The sequence below is a fragment of the Vreelandella aquamarina genome, from assembly GCF_020075495.1.
In the GTDB taxonomy this organism is placed as follows: domain Bacteria; phylum Pseudomonadota; class Gammaproteobacteria; order Pseudomonadales; family Halomonadaceae; genus Vreelandella; species Vreelandella aquamarina_A.
Genome location: NZ_JABYQT010000004.1, coordinates 360,510 through 374,551 on the forward strand (window position 1 = coordinate 360,510; position 14,042 = coordinate 374,551).

The window sequence follows — 14,042 nt, forward strand, 5'->3', positions numbered from 1 at the left end:
TTTTTCAGACAGAGCCTGGATACGCTGGGCCGCTCAACAGGTAGAGACCATGGATACGCTGATTAACGAGCTTGAAACTATCGTCGGTAAAAAAGGGGTGTTGCTGGGGGAGGACGTTGCCCAGCGCAGCGTTGACTGGTTTACCAAGGCGTCTTGCGAGGCCATGGCGATCATCCGTCCGCAGAATACCGAGCAACTCAGCCAGGTAATGGCAGCGTGCCATGCAGCCAAGCAGGCGGTGGTGACTCACGGTGGGCTGACCGGCGTGGTGCACGGCGCGGTGGCAAGCCCCAATGAGCTGGTGATTTCACTTGAGCTCATGAACCAGATCGAATCCATCGACCCGGTGGGCTCGACCATGCAGGTGCAGGCCGGCGCCACGCTCCAAAGCGTGCAGGAAGCCGCCGACGAGATCGACCTGCAGTTTCCGCTCGATCTCGGCGCGCGCGGTTCCTGCACCATTGGCGGCAACATCGCCACCAACGCCGGCGGTATTCGCGTGATCCGCTACGGCATGATGCGCCAGCAGGTGTTGGGCCTGGAGGCGGTGTTGAGCGACGGTACCGTGGTCAGCTCGATGAACACCATGCTGAAAAACAACGCCGGTTACGATCTGAAGCAGCTCTTTATCGGCAGCGAAGGCACGCTGGGCATCGTTACCCGCGCGGTGCTGCGCCTTCAGCCCAAAATGCCCAGCGAGCAGACCGCCCTGGTGGCGGTGCCCTCGTTTGATGCGCTCACCCGGCTTTTGCAGTTTGCCTCCAGGGAACTTGCCAACAGCCTGAGCGCGTTTGAAGCGCTGTGGAACAACCACTACGCGCTGATGACCAGTGAGGCCACCAAACACGCCGAGATCCTCGCCGGCGACTCGCCCTTCTACGCCATCATCGAGACCCTGGGCTCCAACGAGGAGAAGGACGCCGAGGCCTTCGCCGCGGTGCTCGAAAAAGCGCTGGAAGAGGAGCTGATAACCGACGCCGTGCTGGCCAATTCAAGTACCCAGCGTCAGGGCATCTGGGATATTCGCGAAGACATCGAAACCCTGGTGTACGAGCTGAACCCCATGTTCTCGTTCGATATCAGCCTGCCCATCGCCCACATGGACGAGTACGTCACCACGCTTGAAGAGAAGCTCGAGGCGCAGTGGCCAGGCGTTGCCAAGATCGTGGTGTTCGGCCACCTGGGCGATGGCAACCTGCACATCATGATCACCGTGCGCGACCCAAGCCCCCACAGCCGCCGCGCGGTGGAAGAGATCGTGTACGGCACACTGACCCGATACAGCGGCTCCATCTCCGCCGAGCACGGCGTGGGCCTTGAAAAGCGCGACTACCTGAGCCTTTCGCGCACGCCGGAAGAGATCGCGCTGATGAAACGCATGAAGCTGGCGCTGGACCCGAAGGGGCTTTTGAACCCGGGCAAGATTCTGGCGTAACGAGCTACGCGCCCATGCAAAAGGCCACCTTCGCGGTGGCCTTTTTGCTGGCGGGGGTAAGTAAAAGGTTACTCGGTGATCGCCTCGCGAATACGCGGCAGGTAGTCGCCAAACTGCTGGCCGTATTGCTCGTAGATGGGCGCGACCGCTTCCTGGAAGGCTTCAAGATCCGGCGAATCAACGATCTCCATGCCGGCTTCTTTCAATGACGCCAACTGCTCGGCTTCCATCTCGGCGTTCAGCTGGCGCTCATACTCGGCGGCTTCCTGAGCGGCCTCTTCCAGCACGGCCTGGGCGGCTTGTGGCAGCTGGTTCCAGGCGGGCAGGCCCATCACGAAGATCGCCGGGGCGTAGGTGTGGCGCGATAGCGTCATGTAGTTCTGGGTTTCATTCAGTTTGAACGAGTGCACCACGTTCACCGGGTTCTCCTGACCATCGATGGTGCCCTGCTGCATGGCGGTCAACGCTTCGTTCCAGGCCATGGGAATGGCGTTGGCGCCGAGTGCGCGGAAGGTGTCGGTGTACACCGGGTTTTCCATCACGCGAATGCGCAGCCCGTCCATGTCCGCCGGCGTGTTGACGGCGCGCTCGCTGTTGGTCAGGTTGCGAAAGCCGCGCTCGGCGTAGGCCAGGCCTTTCAGGTTCACATCCGCGAGCTTGTCCAGCAGCTCCTGGCCGATCTCGCCATCCAGCACGCTGTAGGCGGCTTCGGGGGAGGGGAACAGGAAGGGCAGCTCGAACACCGCCATCTCCTCGACGAAGTTGGCCACCGGGCCGTTGGTGATCACGCCCATGTCCACGGTACCGATCTGCATGCCTTCCAGGAGCGTGCGCTCGTCGCCGAGACTCGCGTTGGGGTAGATCTCGATCGAGACCTTGCCATCGGTGCGCTCTTCCACCAGTTCCTCGAATTTGGTGGCGGCCATGTGGAAGCCGTCCTGCTCGTTGACCACGTGGGCCAGGCGCAGGGTGATAGGGTCCATATCGTCAAAATCAGCCGCGTGGGCGGTACCCGCGAGTGCGACAGAAATGCCCAGCGCCAGCGTGTTCAGCGTGAATGTTTTCATTTTTATGCGTTCCCGATTCAACAAGGTGCGAAAGTGCCTGCGCAGCATGCCTTACCCGCGGGAAAGTGGTCAATCAGGCGAAGCACCGAGCCGCTTGCGGCTGGACACGACGCCCCCACACAGGTACGATACGCCCCCTACGCGCCCGTAGCTCAGTTGGATAGAGTGTCGGCCTCCGAAGCCGAAGGTCGCAGGTTCAATTCCTGCCGGGCGCGCCAGAACATGAAAAAGGGCTTGCGAGTGATCGCAGGCCCTTTTGTTTTGTCTGTGACCACCCCGGGACCAAACACATTCCTGAGCTATCTATAGCGCATTGTTTTACAAAAAGCGTCGTTCTAAGGCGGGGATATCAAGCTCCATATCATCTGAGTATTCGTACTTTATTCTATTTTCGTGCTTTACCATGCTGGAGGCATAAGACCGCAGCCACAATTTTGTATTTTTAGCTGAAAGTACGTAGCCTTTTGAGCTTTCAGAACCCTTCAACCGGTCTGGTATTGCCCAGCCTGTCTTTTCCAAATTAGCCACCGTCACGATGAGGTGCGTGAGTAGTGGCTGGCTAGGGGATACTTCTTCATGGAAGTGGGGCCAAAAGCCTTTATCACCCTCGGATGCCCTCCATCCCTTACAGTCATTAACCTCGGCAAGGTTTTCATAAGGATGTGAATGAAAGGTGCCCACAAGCTCAATATTCGGCCAGTAATGTTCAAAAAACTCTTTCTTGCTGCGTAATGATTCAAAGTTAGGAGCGACCCATTCATTATGGCGGTCAGCTGAAGTTTCAACTGTGGCCATTGTGGCTATGACCTTGGCAGGTATTGCGCCCTTGGCTGGAATTGAGTAGCCCCACAGCAGCCCAAACGTTTCTAGACGGTCAAAGCCTTTTGACCGGATACTGCTTCTATGACGGAATTTATAGGCCTCAATAGCGGTAGTGAATAGCTGTGGGACAATGTTATCTTCTATGTAAGCAATATTTTTCATGTTTTTGATTAGTCCTCAGGTTTGTTATGTAGCAGGCGAATGAGCTGTTTTAAAACGCTTCCCGCCAATACCGCAACGACATTGCTGATACCACGCCATGCTGTGGGCCCAGATCACACATGGCTTTCTGAACGGCACGCGCCAGTTCTGGCTGATGACATAGTGCTAACGACCGAATGATACGCGTAATACGCAGGTGGTTGTGGCCACTGGCTTTCAGCCAGATATGTGTTTGCATCGATAACGTCGGCTGAGCGGTTATGACGTTGCCATCGCGAGTGAGCCCAAGAAAATCCAGCATGACATCAAGTGAACGTTGCTGGTGGTATCGTAAGGTCGCTTCACTCTCAAAAGCCGTTTGCACTTCAGTCGTCAGTAAAGGCGCAAACGCGTTGAAACGGCCCGCTTCCGGAATGGGAAATAGCCATTGAATGTAGTCGTGGGTATGCTCTAGCCAGAAAGGAGATAGTGCCCAGATGTCCTTGAGTTGACGTCCTTTATGATCGTGTCCTTCGCCACGATAAAATGCGAGTAAGCGCGTGTTATTGTCCATCATGCACTCCGCACTAACGGTTCAGCGTGACCATGCAACGCCATTTCGAGAGCAGGGCGTTCGGCGTCGAAGTCTTGGTGGGCCCCAATACGTTCCAGTGTATGAATATGGCTGGCGGGTAACCCATGCTCTCGCGCCCCGGCAAGTACATGGTGCTTGTACCATGTATATGGGCGAATCCCGGGGGAAGTGACGTTGCCGGCATATGCCTGCACATCAAATTGCCGTTCTATCGCAAGATCCGTGACCGTCAGCCAGGTTTCGCCGTAGGCTACCCCAAGCCCCTCGTAACGATCGAGGGTCGGCTCATGATGAGAAGCGACCTCCCAAATCACCCCATACACCGCTGACTGATCTGACGCGGGCACAATATCGCACTTGCCCGAGCCGTCCCCGCTAGGCTGATGAAACACTAATCGGCAAGACGAAAGCAGAGCGGTGGTGACAAAGCGTGCTGGAATCCGTGCGGCTAAGCGCTGCGTCGACATATTGGATCCATAAGCAAAGCAGAGCATGGCGATCTCCTTAAAGTGGCATGGCTATCCGGCAGCCAGTTTTGAGTGCGTATCGCAGGTGTCCAAAGGGTCCTGGTAATGTTCAAGTACCTGGGCCGCATTCGCCTTTAGGGTTTCCCTCCATGTACTTGGCGCGAGCACCTTGATATTGGTGCTCATGCCCATCAGCCACCACAGAGTTTGCTGATCATCTGGCACTTGAGCGGTCAGGCGATACCATCCGCTGTCAGGCAGGGCTTCTATCGTTTGCTGGTCAGAAAGCGGCGTCTCCTGCAGGAGCCAAGCGACCGGGCGTGCGATCTCTGCCTCTAACACCACATCATCGGGCCCTTGGCGATAGCCAAACGCACCGCTTTGGATATAGTGATCAATATCGAAATCGTCACGCGCTTGCCAGGAGATCTGACTGAACGTCGCGTGCTTGATACGATGAAGTGCAAACTGGCGTAGATCCTCAAACCCATCGACATGTGCGAGTAGATAAGTAGCACTATGTCGACTAACAATGCCTTGAGGATGAAGTGTCATCGGCCTTTCTTTTCCTGAGGTGCGAGATAGATAAGTAACATCAATTGCCTTTTGTTCTAGTAGTGCCTCCGCCACCGTCTGCCAGATTGCCTCATTTAACTCTGCGGGTATTAACGCTTTGCCATTAGGAATAGCGCGGACGCAACGGGCCCACTGGCTGAGTCCGTTAGACGCCAGCCCATCAAGCAACTGTCGAGCATCGTTAAAGTGAGGCGATAGCTGACCAACGACTACAGGGGGAAGCAGGCCTTTCAGATACTCTTCAGCTAGCACGAGCGTTAACGCACTCGGCACGTCTAGTGCGGGTAACTGACACTGGAAGTCGCGATCAAAATACCAGCGGTAAGGCTTTTGGCTATCATCACAGCCAATCGGAAATCTTGTCGAGAGTTTTTGACCTAAATCGCGCTGTAATGATCGCGTATCGATATGAAAACCACGTTCAGCGAGTTTCTCTTTCAGCACGGGGGTGGAAATGCGTCCAGGGGAACGGGGAATGAGCTGCAGTAGCGTCAAATAGCGAAAAAGCGTATCGCGCGCATCGGACATAGTGACGCCACCCCTGACAGTAATGATGAAAACGAAAGAGTTTACCGTGCCTCACAAAACTTAGCGACTCTCTCGGGCAGCGCATCGGTTTGCCGTGATAGTAAATGGGCACGGCGACGCCATAGCGACACGGTGTTCTGTTCAGGTGCCGCATTAGGTAGGTGCGCCCAGAGCGCGGCGGGGTGTATGTCGGCCGTATTCTCTAAGGATGTATTGGGGTGCCCTTCAAGCCACTGATATACCTCCAGCGAGCTTCGCCCAATACAGACGGGAAATAGCAGCGCATCAAAGGGGAGCGCAATACCCAGCTCAAGCAGGAGCGCGTTTACTTCATGATCACAGGCGAGGTGCCAGCGATGATGGTTAGCGACCAGCGGTGCCGTTAAGTGGCCCGCAACACAGTGCCAGATTAAATGTGCATGTAAAAAACGGCGTGATTCATCGGAAAGACAAGCACTGTAGTGAGGGCTGAAATAGAGATGTCGGCCATCAGTGCTCGCGGAATCGAACGACGGCGTCACGACGGGTGTTAGGGTTAAAAACTGGCTTAAAAAATTCATGATAGGGAGCGTGTTAGCCCAGACGTCGCGATCCGCCTGCCACTTGGCGAGCTCTTGTTGGGTGGTTGCCGAAGCAATTAATGAGCACGTCTGCATATCCCTACCTCCCATGTGTGAAGAGGGTAGTACGCTACGACAGTGCTACGACAACTAACGCCGCATCAACTCACACCGCATCAAAATGATGGCAATTAACATAGTAACAAGGTTTTAGCGTCGGTCTGGCGTAGTCCCTGCGTGGGGCCCCGGATGATCGATGCGCGCCCAAATAACCGGGCCGTAAAGATGAGCGGCTTCTTATCTGTTCGGGTCAATCAACCCGGCTAATCGCCTCCCGATCCGGATCCACATACCAGACCAGCCCCATCCGCGAATTACGCTCAAGCTCGGCGATGACCTGGGCACCCAGTAACAAGATGATGGCACCGATTTCCAGGCTGAGCAGGACGATCACCAGGGTCGCCAAGGAGCCGTAAACGGCGTTGACGAAGGAAAGGTGGGTGAAGTAGTAGACCAGAAACAGCCTGACGCCTTCCCACAAGAGCGCCGCCACGAAGCCGCCGACAATGGCCCGGCGCAGGGCGACCTTGACCACCGGCAGCACCTTGTAAATCGCACTGAAAAGCAGGAAGACGCCGACAAAGCTGGTCAGGTTGAGAACCGGGCCGGAAAGGCCGGCTAACGGCAGCTCGCGGGCGAACAGGGCCAGTACCAGCGCATTGAGCGAGCTGGCCAGGGTCACCAGCAGCGTCAATGTCATGAGGCCTGCCCCAAGCACCAGCATGAAGGCGTAAGGCAGCAGCGCCGATACCCAGGCGCTTCGCCTTGGGCACTCGGGCGAGTGGAAGATGAGTGCCAGGGCGTCTTCGAGCATGCGAAAGGCGAACGAGCTGAACAGCAGCAGAATGGGAAAGCTGAGAATCCCGATGACATCGCGGGATTCCAGCAGCCCGCGCACGGCGTCCATCACTACCTCGGCATGCGCCGGGGCCAGGTGGCGCGCCTGTACCGCGAGCACGTCGAGCAGGTGCTGTTCGTCCACCACGCGCGCCAGCATTACCACCACCAAGCCAAACAGCGGCACCACGGAAAGCAGAATGTTGTAACCCACCCCGCCTGCCAGCAGGATACCGCGGTTTTTCAGGAAGTGACGAAGCACCCGCCAGGCAAAGGACGCCAGCCGAGGAAGCAGGAGTAAGGCGGCGTTACCGAATGTGCGTATGTGAGCCATGGCTTGCCACTCTCCGTGTTCTTCGTTCGCCGGGGGGCGTAGGCATCCGCCCAGCGCGCTGTTTTCATTGACACTCAGGCATAACATCCAAGAGGCCACGCTTTCCATGCCGGCTCATCCATCGCGCAAGCTCCCTCTGACCCTAGGGACATTCGTTGATAAATTCCAATGCAATCGTCACTGATGTTCAGCCAACATCTTTCGAAGACATGCTTGCTGACCGGCGAGCGGGGCGCACGCCGCTGTGGTGACCTTTGTATGGTGGGCCTCAAGCCTGCGCGGCCTGATAGCGAAGGCGGGCGGCCACGATGGTGCGGTGATGCGTATCGGCCCAGGTTACCAGCTGCTGCATCGGCTCGAGAAAGGAGCGCCCCAGCGGGGTGAGGGTATATTCCACCCGGGGCGGAACCTCCGGGTAGAGCGTACGCGTGATAAAACCATCCTGCTCCAGCTGTTTGAGGGTGCGCGACAGCATCTGCTTTGAGATATCACCTATGTCACGCATCAGGGCATTGAAGCGCCGTGTGCCGGGGGCCAGGGCTTCCAGAATCAACAGGCTCCACTGGTCGCCGATGCGGTCAAGCACATCGCGAATCGGGCAGGGCTGTTCAAGAACGATCTCGTCGCTCGCGGTAATGGCAGTCATTGCGGCTCCATGGATGGTTATGCAGTGGGCACATGGATGTGACCGGGTCAGGTAAACATGACTTCTTGCGCGGCTGCAGAAACTACATTAAGTTTATTCCAAGGTCTACATTATAGACCGTGTAAACCATGGAAGCTCGAGGAGATGTCTCATGGCAAAGGTTGCACTTATCGGCGCATCGGGTGATGCAGGCTCGCGCATTCTCTCTGAATTGTCCCAGCGGGGGCATCAGGTAACCGCCATTGCCCGTCATACGGACAAGATTGCCCAATTGCCGGGCGCGACACCAACACAAGGCGATGCCGACGACCAGCAGGCGCTGGCCGCTTTGCTGAAAGGGCATGATGCGGTGATCAGTGCCGTGCCTTTCTCGGCCAGCGATGTCAGAAAACTGGTAGGGGCGGTACGCGATAGCGGCGTGTCCCGTTATCTGGTTGTGGGTGGGGCAGGCAGCCTGGAAGTTGCGCCGGGCGAGAAGGTCATCGACCAGCCGGATTTCCCCGATGCCTACAAGCCCGAAGCGCGTGCCGGTGGCGAGTTTCTGGATTTCCTGCGCGGTGTTGATAACCTCGAGTGGACGTTTCTTTCCCCGTCGGCAGAGTTCGTGCCCGGCGAGCGTACCGGCGTGTTCCGTCTCGGTAAGGACGAATTGCTGACCCATGAGTCGGGCTCGAGCATCTCCTTTGAAGATTATGCTGTGGCACTCGTGGATGAGCTGGAGAAGCCTCGCCATGTGCAGCAGCGATTTACCGTTGGCTATTGATTCATCGACTATTGATTCATCTAACCCAGGCAGGAGTTTTACATGACCATCTTGAAATCTCTGAGTGCGACCACCGCGGCCCTGATGCTGGCCTTGCCCGCTGTCTCCTTTGCCCAAGCCGATCGTGATGTCGAGGCTGAGGAGGCCAACCGGGCGCTGGTCATCCAGTTCTACAACCAGTTCTTCAATGAGCATGAAACAGAGCAGAGTTCAGCGGTGCTGGCGGAAGACTACATTCAGCACAACCCGGACGTGCCGGACGGCAAGGCGCCTTTCGTGGATTACTTTGCAGGCTACTTCGAGGAAAACCCGGACTACAAGAGCGAAATCGTGCGCAGCGCCACCGATGGTGACCTGGTCTGGCTGCATGTTCACTCCACCAACGGTGACGAGGATCGTGGCGAGGCCGTGGTAGATATCTTCCGCGTCGAGAATGAAATGATCGTCGAGCACTGGGATGTCATTCAAGCGGTACCAGAAGAAGCCGCCAACGAAAACACCATGTTTTAAACTGGCATGTTTTAAATTGGCGTGTTTTAAAATACATAGTGTTAGTTAAGTGTTACTTGGCCCGCAAGGGCCTTTTTTATGCCCCCATAAGCTCCCCACCAGTCGGTAGCTTGTGAGATGCGTTACCTGGAAGTTGGCATGTAAAAAGCGCCACGCATTTGCGCGGCGCTTTTGATCTGGACTGAAGCGTTCTAGAACTCGGTACGCAGCGTCAGCATGGCGCTGCGTGGGCTGCCGTAGATCGAGTGGGCATAGAAGCCGTAGCGCTCGTAGTAGTGCTTGTCGAACAGGTTATCGACGTTGAGCGTGACGTTGGTGGCATCGGTAATATCGTAACGGGCCATGGCGCTGACCGTGGCGTAGCCTGCCCAGTTGGCCGGCGTGGGGCCAGTGCTGACGCCGTCGGTGGGCTGACCGCCGGGGCTCGAGATGGCGTCGATGCTGCTCTGGGCATACACACCGGTGCCGAAGGTCCAGCGGTTCAGCAGGCCAGCGGGCTCATAGGTCGTGTGCAGCTTGAGCAGGTGCGAGGGATCGCTGCGCCCGTCGGAGTCGATGCGGCGAAAGTGCAGGTAGGTGTAGCCGCCGTAAACGTTCCAGCCCGGCGCAAGGGTGCCCGCAATCTCGAGGTCGATGCCGTCGGTCTCGTTGCCGGTGCCCGCGCGGTAGGCCTGGTTGCCGTCCGGGGTCAGGTTCGCACCGTCCAGCACGGCGCTGTTCTCCTGGCGGGTGCGGAAGTAGGCCGCCGAGGCGTTAAGCCGCCCGTCGAACCATTCGCCCTTCACGCCGGCCTCGTAGCTGTCGCCCTCGATCGGTTTCACCGTCTCGCCGCTGGCGGTCTCGCGGCTTTGCGGGGTGAAGATATTGGTGTAGCTGGCATAGAGCGAGTGGTTGTCGGTCAGGTCATACACCAGGCCCGCGTAGGGCGTGAATACGCCGGTTTCGCGCTGGGTGGTCGTATCGCCCGCGTTGGTTTCGTTCTCGGTCTTGTAGTAACTGGTACGCCCGCCCAGGATCAGCGAAAGCGGCTCGGTCAGGCTCAGGCGCGTGGCGGCGTAGAGTCCACGAAGCTCGGTGTCGGTGGTGCTGACGCGGCCGGTGCGCGACCCTTCGATGCCGATATCCGGATCGACGCCGTTACGCCAGTCGCTGATGGGCAGGCCGTTGTTGGCGCGGTACATGCAGCCCTGGGAGAACACCGACTGCGTGGCGCTGAACATCGTGCAGTCCTGCTCGAAGGCGCGCTGGCGGGTGCGGCTTTCGCTGTAGCCAAGGGATAGATCGTGCCTGCGTCCGGCCAGCTCATAAGCGCCGTTCAGGTCGATCTGGGCAGAGCGCTGGCGCGTCTCGTTGTCGTCGCGCAGGCCGTTCAATACGGCGCCGCTGCCGTCCTCGTTCCAGTAGCCGATATAGGTGCCGCCGGGGCCACGGTTGACCTTGGCGAGCGCCAGGTCGTTGAAGGCATCGGTATCGCTCTGGGCGGCCTGGACCTCCAGGCTCCAGTCGCCGTTGAAGCGGTGGCTCAGCGAGGCGAAGACCGTATCGGTTTCCTGCTCGGCAAAGCTCCACTCCGGCGTCAGGTTGGTGCTGCGTGGCAGGTCTGTCTTGGCGCCGTTGGCGAACCAGATGGGCACGTTGGCACCCCAGCCGGCACCGGAGGTCTTGTTGTATTCGTATTGGTAACCCACGCCGAGGGTGGTCGAATCCGTCACGTCCGCCTCGAAGCTTGCAAGTGCGCCCCGGGTACGGGTGGACTCGTGGTCGCGAAAGGCGTCGCCTTCGCCCTGGGTCACCACGACGCGGGAACGTACGCTGCCATCGTCGGTCAGCGGCAGGTTCATGTCCACGCTGCCGCGAGCGTTGTCCCAGCGCCCGTAGGAGGCGTAGGCGCTGCCGCCGAATTCTCGCTCTGGGCGCTTGCGGATCAAGTTGACGGTGGCTGATGGGTCGCCGGTACCGCCCAGCAGGCCGTTGGCGCCGCGCACGATATCAGCGCGCTCGTAAAGGTCCATGTTGAGCGCGCTGCCGCCACCGCTGAAGCCGGTGTCACCGGGGAACTGCAGGCCATCGATCTTCCAGTTGCTGATGCTGTAGCCACGGGCTCGGTAGGAGGTGCGCACGCCCACTTCCGCCTTGCTGGCGACGATCCCGGGGGTGAGTTCCAGTGCGTCTTCCAGGCTGACCGCCTGACGGTCGTCGAGCTGCTGACGGGTAATGCTGGTGACTGACTGGGGCGTTTCCCGCGGCGAAAGATCGAGCCCGGTAGAGCTGCTCGTTTCAGGCACCGTGTAGCTTCGGTCGAACTGCCCCTGGTAGGTGGCTTCGACCGTGAGGGTATCCAGCTGAGTATCAGGAGTGGTTTGTGCCACCGCGCTGGCACTTAACATGCAACCGTTGATGGCCGCAGCAATGGCAATGACGAGCGGGTTTTTTACCCATCCAGAGGCGCCTCTGGCTGCTTGGTAAGTCTGGTGCATCAAGTGTATCCCTTGAAATAATAATGATTTGTATTTACCAAATTAGACGTCACGATTATATTGGCGCTTCGGTTTAAGAAAGTTTTGATCTATGGGGCGTATGTAATGAATTGTGTGGTGGATGCTCTATCGTTGGCGCGAGAGGCGGATCGACACGAGGAAGGCGAACTCATTCTTGTCGTGGATAACGATGACGAGAGCCGCGCGCATATTTGTCACTACCTGAACACCATGGGATATCGCACGCGAGGGGCGGCCAACGCCCGCGAAATGTGGGCGCGGCTCGATGACAGCGTGGTACTGGTACTGCTCGAACATCTGCTGCCGGGTGAGGATGGGTTGAGCCTGTGCCGGACCTTGAGTTACCAGGCCAGTGTGTCGATCATCATGCTAAGTGCTCAAGGGTCAGCAGCCGAGCGCATCATCGGCCTTGAAATGGGCGCAGACGACTACCTGTGCAAGCCGTTTGAGCCCCGCGAGTTGGTGGCTCGCATTCGTGCGGTGCGCCGCCGTACCACCTCGGTACACCAGCCCAAACCGGCCGCAGTGACCGAGCGCTGCTTTTCCGGCTGGTGCCTGGATCTACAGCTTCGCCGACTGCGCTCGCCACAGGGGCACGCCATCGACCTCACTCGCTCGGATTTCATGGTGCTCAAGGCGCTGAGCGAAACCCCCAACCGGATCATCAGCCGCGACGAGCTGAGCCGCTGTGCCTTTGGTCGGGAATGTCATATCAATGACCGCGCCATCGATGTCTGCATCAGCCGCTTGCGTCATTATCTGGAGGATAACGCCCGCCACCCTCGCTTCATTCGCACCGTGCGCAATGAAGGATACCTGCTTGAATTCTCCTCCTCTGCGCCTGAATGATGCGCATGCCTGACGAGTGACCGAGCGATAGTGTTTGCGCCATAACGCGTTCAGAAGAGCGGCAGGCGATGCGTTTTCCCGGCTTTGTGAATATTGCGCTATCTTGATGAAGTGCTTGAGCGCAGGGGGCAGCAAGCCGGTTGAGCGGCGGGTGCCTGTGCCTGTAGTGGAGGTTGCTGAACCGATCAGGAGATCCAATGGCTGAGCAACGCATACTCATTCTGTCTGGCGGTAACGCGCTGGGTGCCTACCAGGGCGGGGCGTATGAAACGCTGCACGAACAGGGCTTCCATCCTGAGCAGATCTTCGCTGCTTCCATTGGCGCAATCAATGCGGCGCTGATTGCCGGCAACCCGCCCGCAAAACGCATGGAGGCTCTGAGCCGCTTTTGGCATACCGCCGTACAAAACGGGGCGTGGGCATTTGGCCCTGTCTGGATGAATGCCTGGGAGAGCAAGCGCAGCCGTGCCCTGAAGAGTCTGCTGCTTGGTAGCCCTGCGGTTTATCACGCGCGGTTTCCCGATGTTTTGACCATGCTGTCGGCCTCGCCTACCGATACCGGCCTCTACGACCTCGCCCCCTTGCGTGAAAGCCTGGAGCAGTTGGTGGATTGGACGCGGCTGAATAACGGTGAAATCAGGCTGGTCATCGTCGCCGTGGACGCCAATAGCGGAGAGGAGATACGTTTCGATACCGCTACATCCTCTATCAATACTGACCATTTATTGGCAAGTTGCGGGTTTATCCCCTTTTTCCCGCCAACACAGATCGATGGCCAGCTGGTGGTTGATGGGGGCATGGCCTCGAACCTTCCCCTGGAAGCCGCTCTGGAGGAGATGGGCACGGAAGATCGGCTGTGTATTGCGCTGGATTTGTTTCGTCGTGGTGGACCCGACTTCACTACGGTAGGGCAGGCAATTGACCGACAGCTGGAGCTGCTTCTTTCAACCCAGAGCTGGCGGGCGTTGAGTAACCTGCGCCAGCGCCATGAGTTGCGTCGCCAGTTGCGGCTTCTGGCCAGCCAGATTCCCCAAGAGGCATGCAAAGACCCCGCCGTAGCGTCAGCCTTGGCAGAAGGGGCGCATGCCGACAGGGCCACCACGCTACTGATGCTCAGCCACATGGGCGTGCCCCACGACACCGAGATGAGAGCCTTCGATTTTTCGGGCCCCTCGCTAACCGAACGGTGGAACGCAGGACGCCTGGATATGGAACACGCTCTGGGAGCGTTGGGTACCCAACGTGCCGCGCCTGGGGAGTTGATCATACATGGGTTCAATGGACATGAGCCTTGCGCACAGGTATAGCCCCGTCTTGCGGTGCGGTTTCAGTCCTTGCATGGCAGCAGAGTCGT

At 58.2% G+C, this 14,042-nt stretch carries 14 protein-coding genes and 1 tRNA gene; 6 read left to right on the plus strand and 9 right to left on the minus strand.

The genetic code is table 11. From position 1 onward, the window contains the following. The first annotated feature begins 49 nt into the window (after positions 1–49). On the plus strand, positions 50–1,435 hold the full coding sequence (locus HW452_RS09185; protein ID WP_224105804.1) for an FAD-binding oxidoreductase: 1,386 nt from the start codon (positions 50–52) through the stop codon (positions 1,433–1,435). A 68-nt stretch (positions 1,436–1,503) separates the two neighbouring features. Here HW452_RS09185 and HW452_RS09190 read toward each other — a convergent pair whose 3' ends face one another. After that, entirely contained in the window at positions 1,504–2,502 is a 999-nt protein-coding gene (locus HW452_RS09190) for a TRAP transporter substrate-binding protein (RefSeq protein ID WP_224105805.1), read from the minus strand. Between the two features lie 141 nt (positions 2,503–2,643). On the opposite strand from HW452_RS09190, the gene HW452_RS09195 reads away from it, so the two are divergent. After that, positions 2,644–2,720 (plus strand) — tRNA-Arg (locus tag HW452_RS09195). Positions 2,721–2,820: 100 nt separating this feature from the next. On the opposite strand, the gene HW452_RS09200 is transcribed toward HW452_RS09195, so the two are convergent. The 7 genes from HW452_RS09200 to HW452_RS09230 form a co-directional block, all read right to left on the minus strand. Then, a complete protein-coding gene (locus tag HW452_RS09200; RefSeq protein WP_224105806.1) occupies positions 2,821–3,486 on the minus strand; it encodes a hypothetical protein in 666 nt (221 codons plus the stop codon). Between the two features lie 49 nt (positions 3,487–3,535). Then, positions 3,536–4,039, minus strand: a complete 504-nt coding sequence (locus HW452_RS09205) for an opioid growth factor receptor-related protein (RefSeq protein WP_224105807.1) — start codon at positions 4,037–4,039, stop codon at positions 3,536–3,538. After that, complete coding sequence (locus HW452_RS09210; protein WP_224105808.1) at positions 4,039–4,554, minus strand: gamma-glutamylcyclotransferase family protein; 516 nt, start codon at positions 4,552–4,554, stop codon at positions 4,039–4,041. Before HW452_RS09210 ends, HW452_RS09205 begins: the two co-directional genes overlap by 1 nt. Before the next feature lie 24 nt (positions 4,555–4,578). Further along, a complete protein-coding gene (locus HW452_RS09215) occupies positions 4,579–5,631 on the minus strand; it encodes a helix-turn-helix transcriptional regulator (protein ID WP_224105809.1) in 1,053 nt (350 codons plus the stop codon). 41 nt (positions 5,632–5,672) lie between these two features. Continuing rightward, positions 5,673–6,287: a DUF2201 family putative metallopeptidase gene (locus HW452_RS09220; RefSeq protein ID WP_224105810.1), complete on the minus strand. Its 615-nt coding sequence runs from the start codon at positions 6,285–6,287 to the stop codon at positions 5,673–5,675. Positions 6,288–6,501: 214 nt separating this feature from the next. Continuing rightward, positions 6,502–7,422: a YihY/virulence factor BrkB family protein gene (locus HW452_RS09225; protein ID WP_224105811.1), complete on the minus strand. Its 921-nt coding sequence runs from the start codon at positions 7,420–7,422 to the stop codon at positions 6,502–6,504. Positions 7,423–7,690: 268 nt separating this feature from the next. Beyond that, complete coding sequence (locus HW452_RS09230; RefSeq protein ID WP_224105812.1) at positions 7,691–8,068, minus strand: winged helix-turn-helix transcriptional regulator; 378 nt, start codon at positions 8,066–8,068, stop codon at positions 7,691–7,693. Positions 8,069–8,219: 151 nt separating this feature from the next. Between HW452_RS09230 and HW452_RS09235 the strand changes: the two genes are divergently transcribed. Beyond that, complete coding sequence (locus tag HW452_RS09235) at positions 8,220–8,831, plus strand: NAD(P)-dependent oxidoreductase (RefSeq protein WP_224105813.1); 612 nt, start codon at positions 8,220–8,222, stop codon at positions 8,829–8,831. Positions 8,832–8,873: 42 nt separating this feature from the next. After that, entirely contained in the window at positions 8,874–9,341 is a 468-nt protein-coding gene (locus HW452_RS09240) for a nuclear transport factor 2 family protein (protein WP_224105814.1), read from the plus strand. A 191-nt stretch (positions 9,342–9,532) separates the two neighbouring features. On the opposite strand, the gene HW452_RS09245 is transcribed toward HW452_RS09240, so the two are convergent. Then, positions 9,533–11,818 carry a TonB-dependent siderophore receptor gene (locus HW452_RS09245; protein ID WP_224105815.1) on the minus strand — a complete coding sequence of 762 codons (2,286 nt, stop codon included), beginning with the start codon at positions 11,816–11,818 and terminating at the stop codon, positions 9,533–9,535. A 105-nt stretch (positions 11,819–11,923) separates the two neighbouring features. Here HW452_RS09245 and HW452_RS09250 point away from each other — a divergent pair, with 105 nt between their 5' ends. After that, on the plus strand, positions 11,924–12,688 hold the full coding sequence (locus HW452_RS09250) for a response regulator (protein WP_224105816.1): 765 nt from the start codon (positions 11,924–11,926) through the stop codon (positions 12,686–12,688). A gap of 197 nt (positions 12,689–12,885) precedes the next feature. Continuing rightward, complete coding sequence (locus tag HW452_RS09255) at positions 12,886–13,995, plus strand: patatin-like phospholipase family protein (protein WP_224105817.1); 1,110 nt, start codon at positions 12,886–12,888, stop codon at positions 13,993–13,995. The last annotated feature ends 47 nt before the right edge of the window (positions 13,996–14,042 follow it).

Excerpts from the sequence above, each read along its gene's own strand:
- HW452_RS09205 (WP_224105807.1), bottom strand. The coding sequence starts at position 4,039 with ATGGACAATAACACGCGCTTACTCGCATTTTATCGTGGCGAAGGACAC.
- HW452_RS09185 (WP_224105804.1), top strand. The coding sequence starts at position 50 with ATGGATACGCTGATTAACGAGCTTGAAACTATCGTCGGTAAAAAAGGG.
- HW452_RS09230 (WP_224105812.1), bottom strand. The coding sequence starts at position 8,068 with ATGACTGCCATTACCGCGAGCGACGAGATCGTTCTTGAACAGCCCTGC.
- HW452_RS09245 (WP_224105815.1), bottom strand. The coding sequence starts at position 11,818 with ATGCACCAGACTTACCAAGCAGCCAGAGGCGCCTCTGGATGGGTAAAA.
- HW452_RS09225 (WP_224105811.1), bottom strand. The coding sequence starts at position 7,422 with ATGGCTCACATACGCACATTCGGTAACGCCGCCTTACTCCTGCTTCCT.
- HW452_RS09255 (WP_224105817.1), top strand. The coding sequence starts at position 12,886 with ATGGCTGAGCAACGCATACTCATTCTGTCTGGCGGTAACGCGCTGGGT.
- HW452_RS09240 (WP_224105814.1), top strand. The coding sequence starts at position 8,874 with ATGACCATCTTGAAATCTCTGAGTGCGACCACCGCGGCCCTGATGCTG.
- HW452_RS09200 (WP_224105806.1), bottom strand. The coding sequence starts at position 3,486 with ATGAAAAATATTGCTTACATAGAAGATAACATTGTCCCACAGCTATTC.
- HW452_RS09220 (WP_224105810.1), bottom strand. The coding sequence starts at position 6,287 with ATGCAGACGTGCTCATTAATTGCTTCGGCAACCACCCAACAAGAGCTC.
- HW452_RS09235 (WP_224105813.1), top strand. The coding sequence starts at position 8,220 with ATGGCAAAGGTTGCACTTATCGGCGCATCGGGTGATGCAGGCTCGCGC.
- HW452_RS09215 (WP_224105809.1), bottom strand. The coding sequence starts at position 5,631 with ATGTCCGATGCGCGCGATACGCTTTTTCGCTATTTGACGCTACTGCAG.
- HW452_RS09210 (WP_224105808.1), bottom strand. The coding sequence starts at position 4,554 with ATGCTCTGCTTTGCTTATGGATCCAATATGTCGACGCAGCGCTTAGCC.
- HW452_RS09190 (WP_224105805.1), bottom strand. The coding sequence starts at position 2,502 with ATGAAAACATTCACGCTGAACACGCTGGCGCTGGGCATTTCTGTCGCA.
- HW452_RS09250 (WP_224105816.1), top strand. The coding sequence starts at position 11,924 with ATGAATTGTGTGGTGGATGCTCTATCGTTGGCGCGAGAGGCGGATCGA.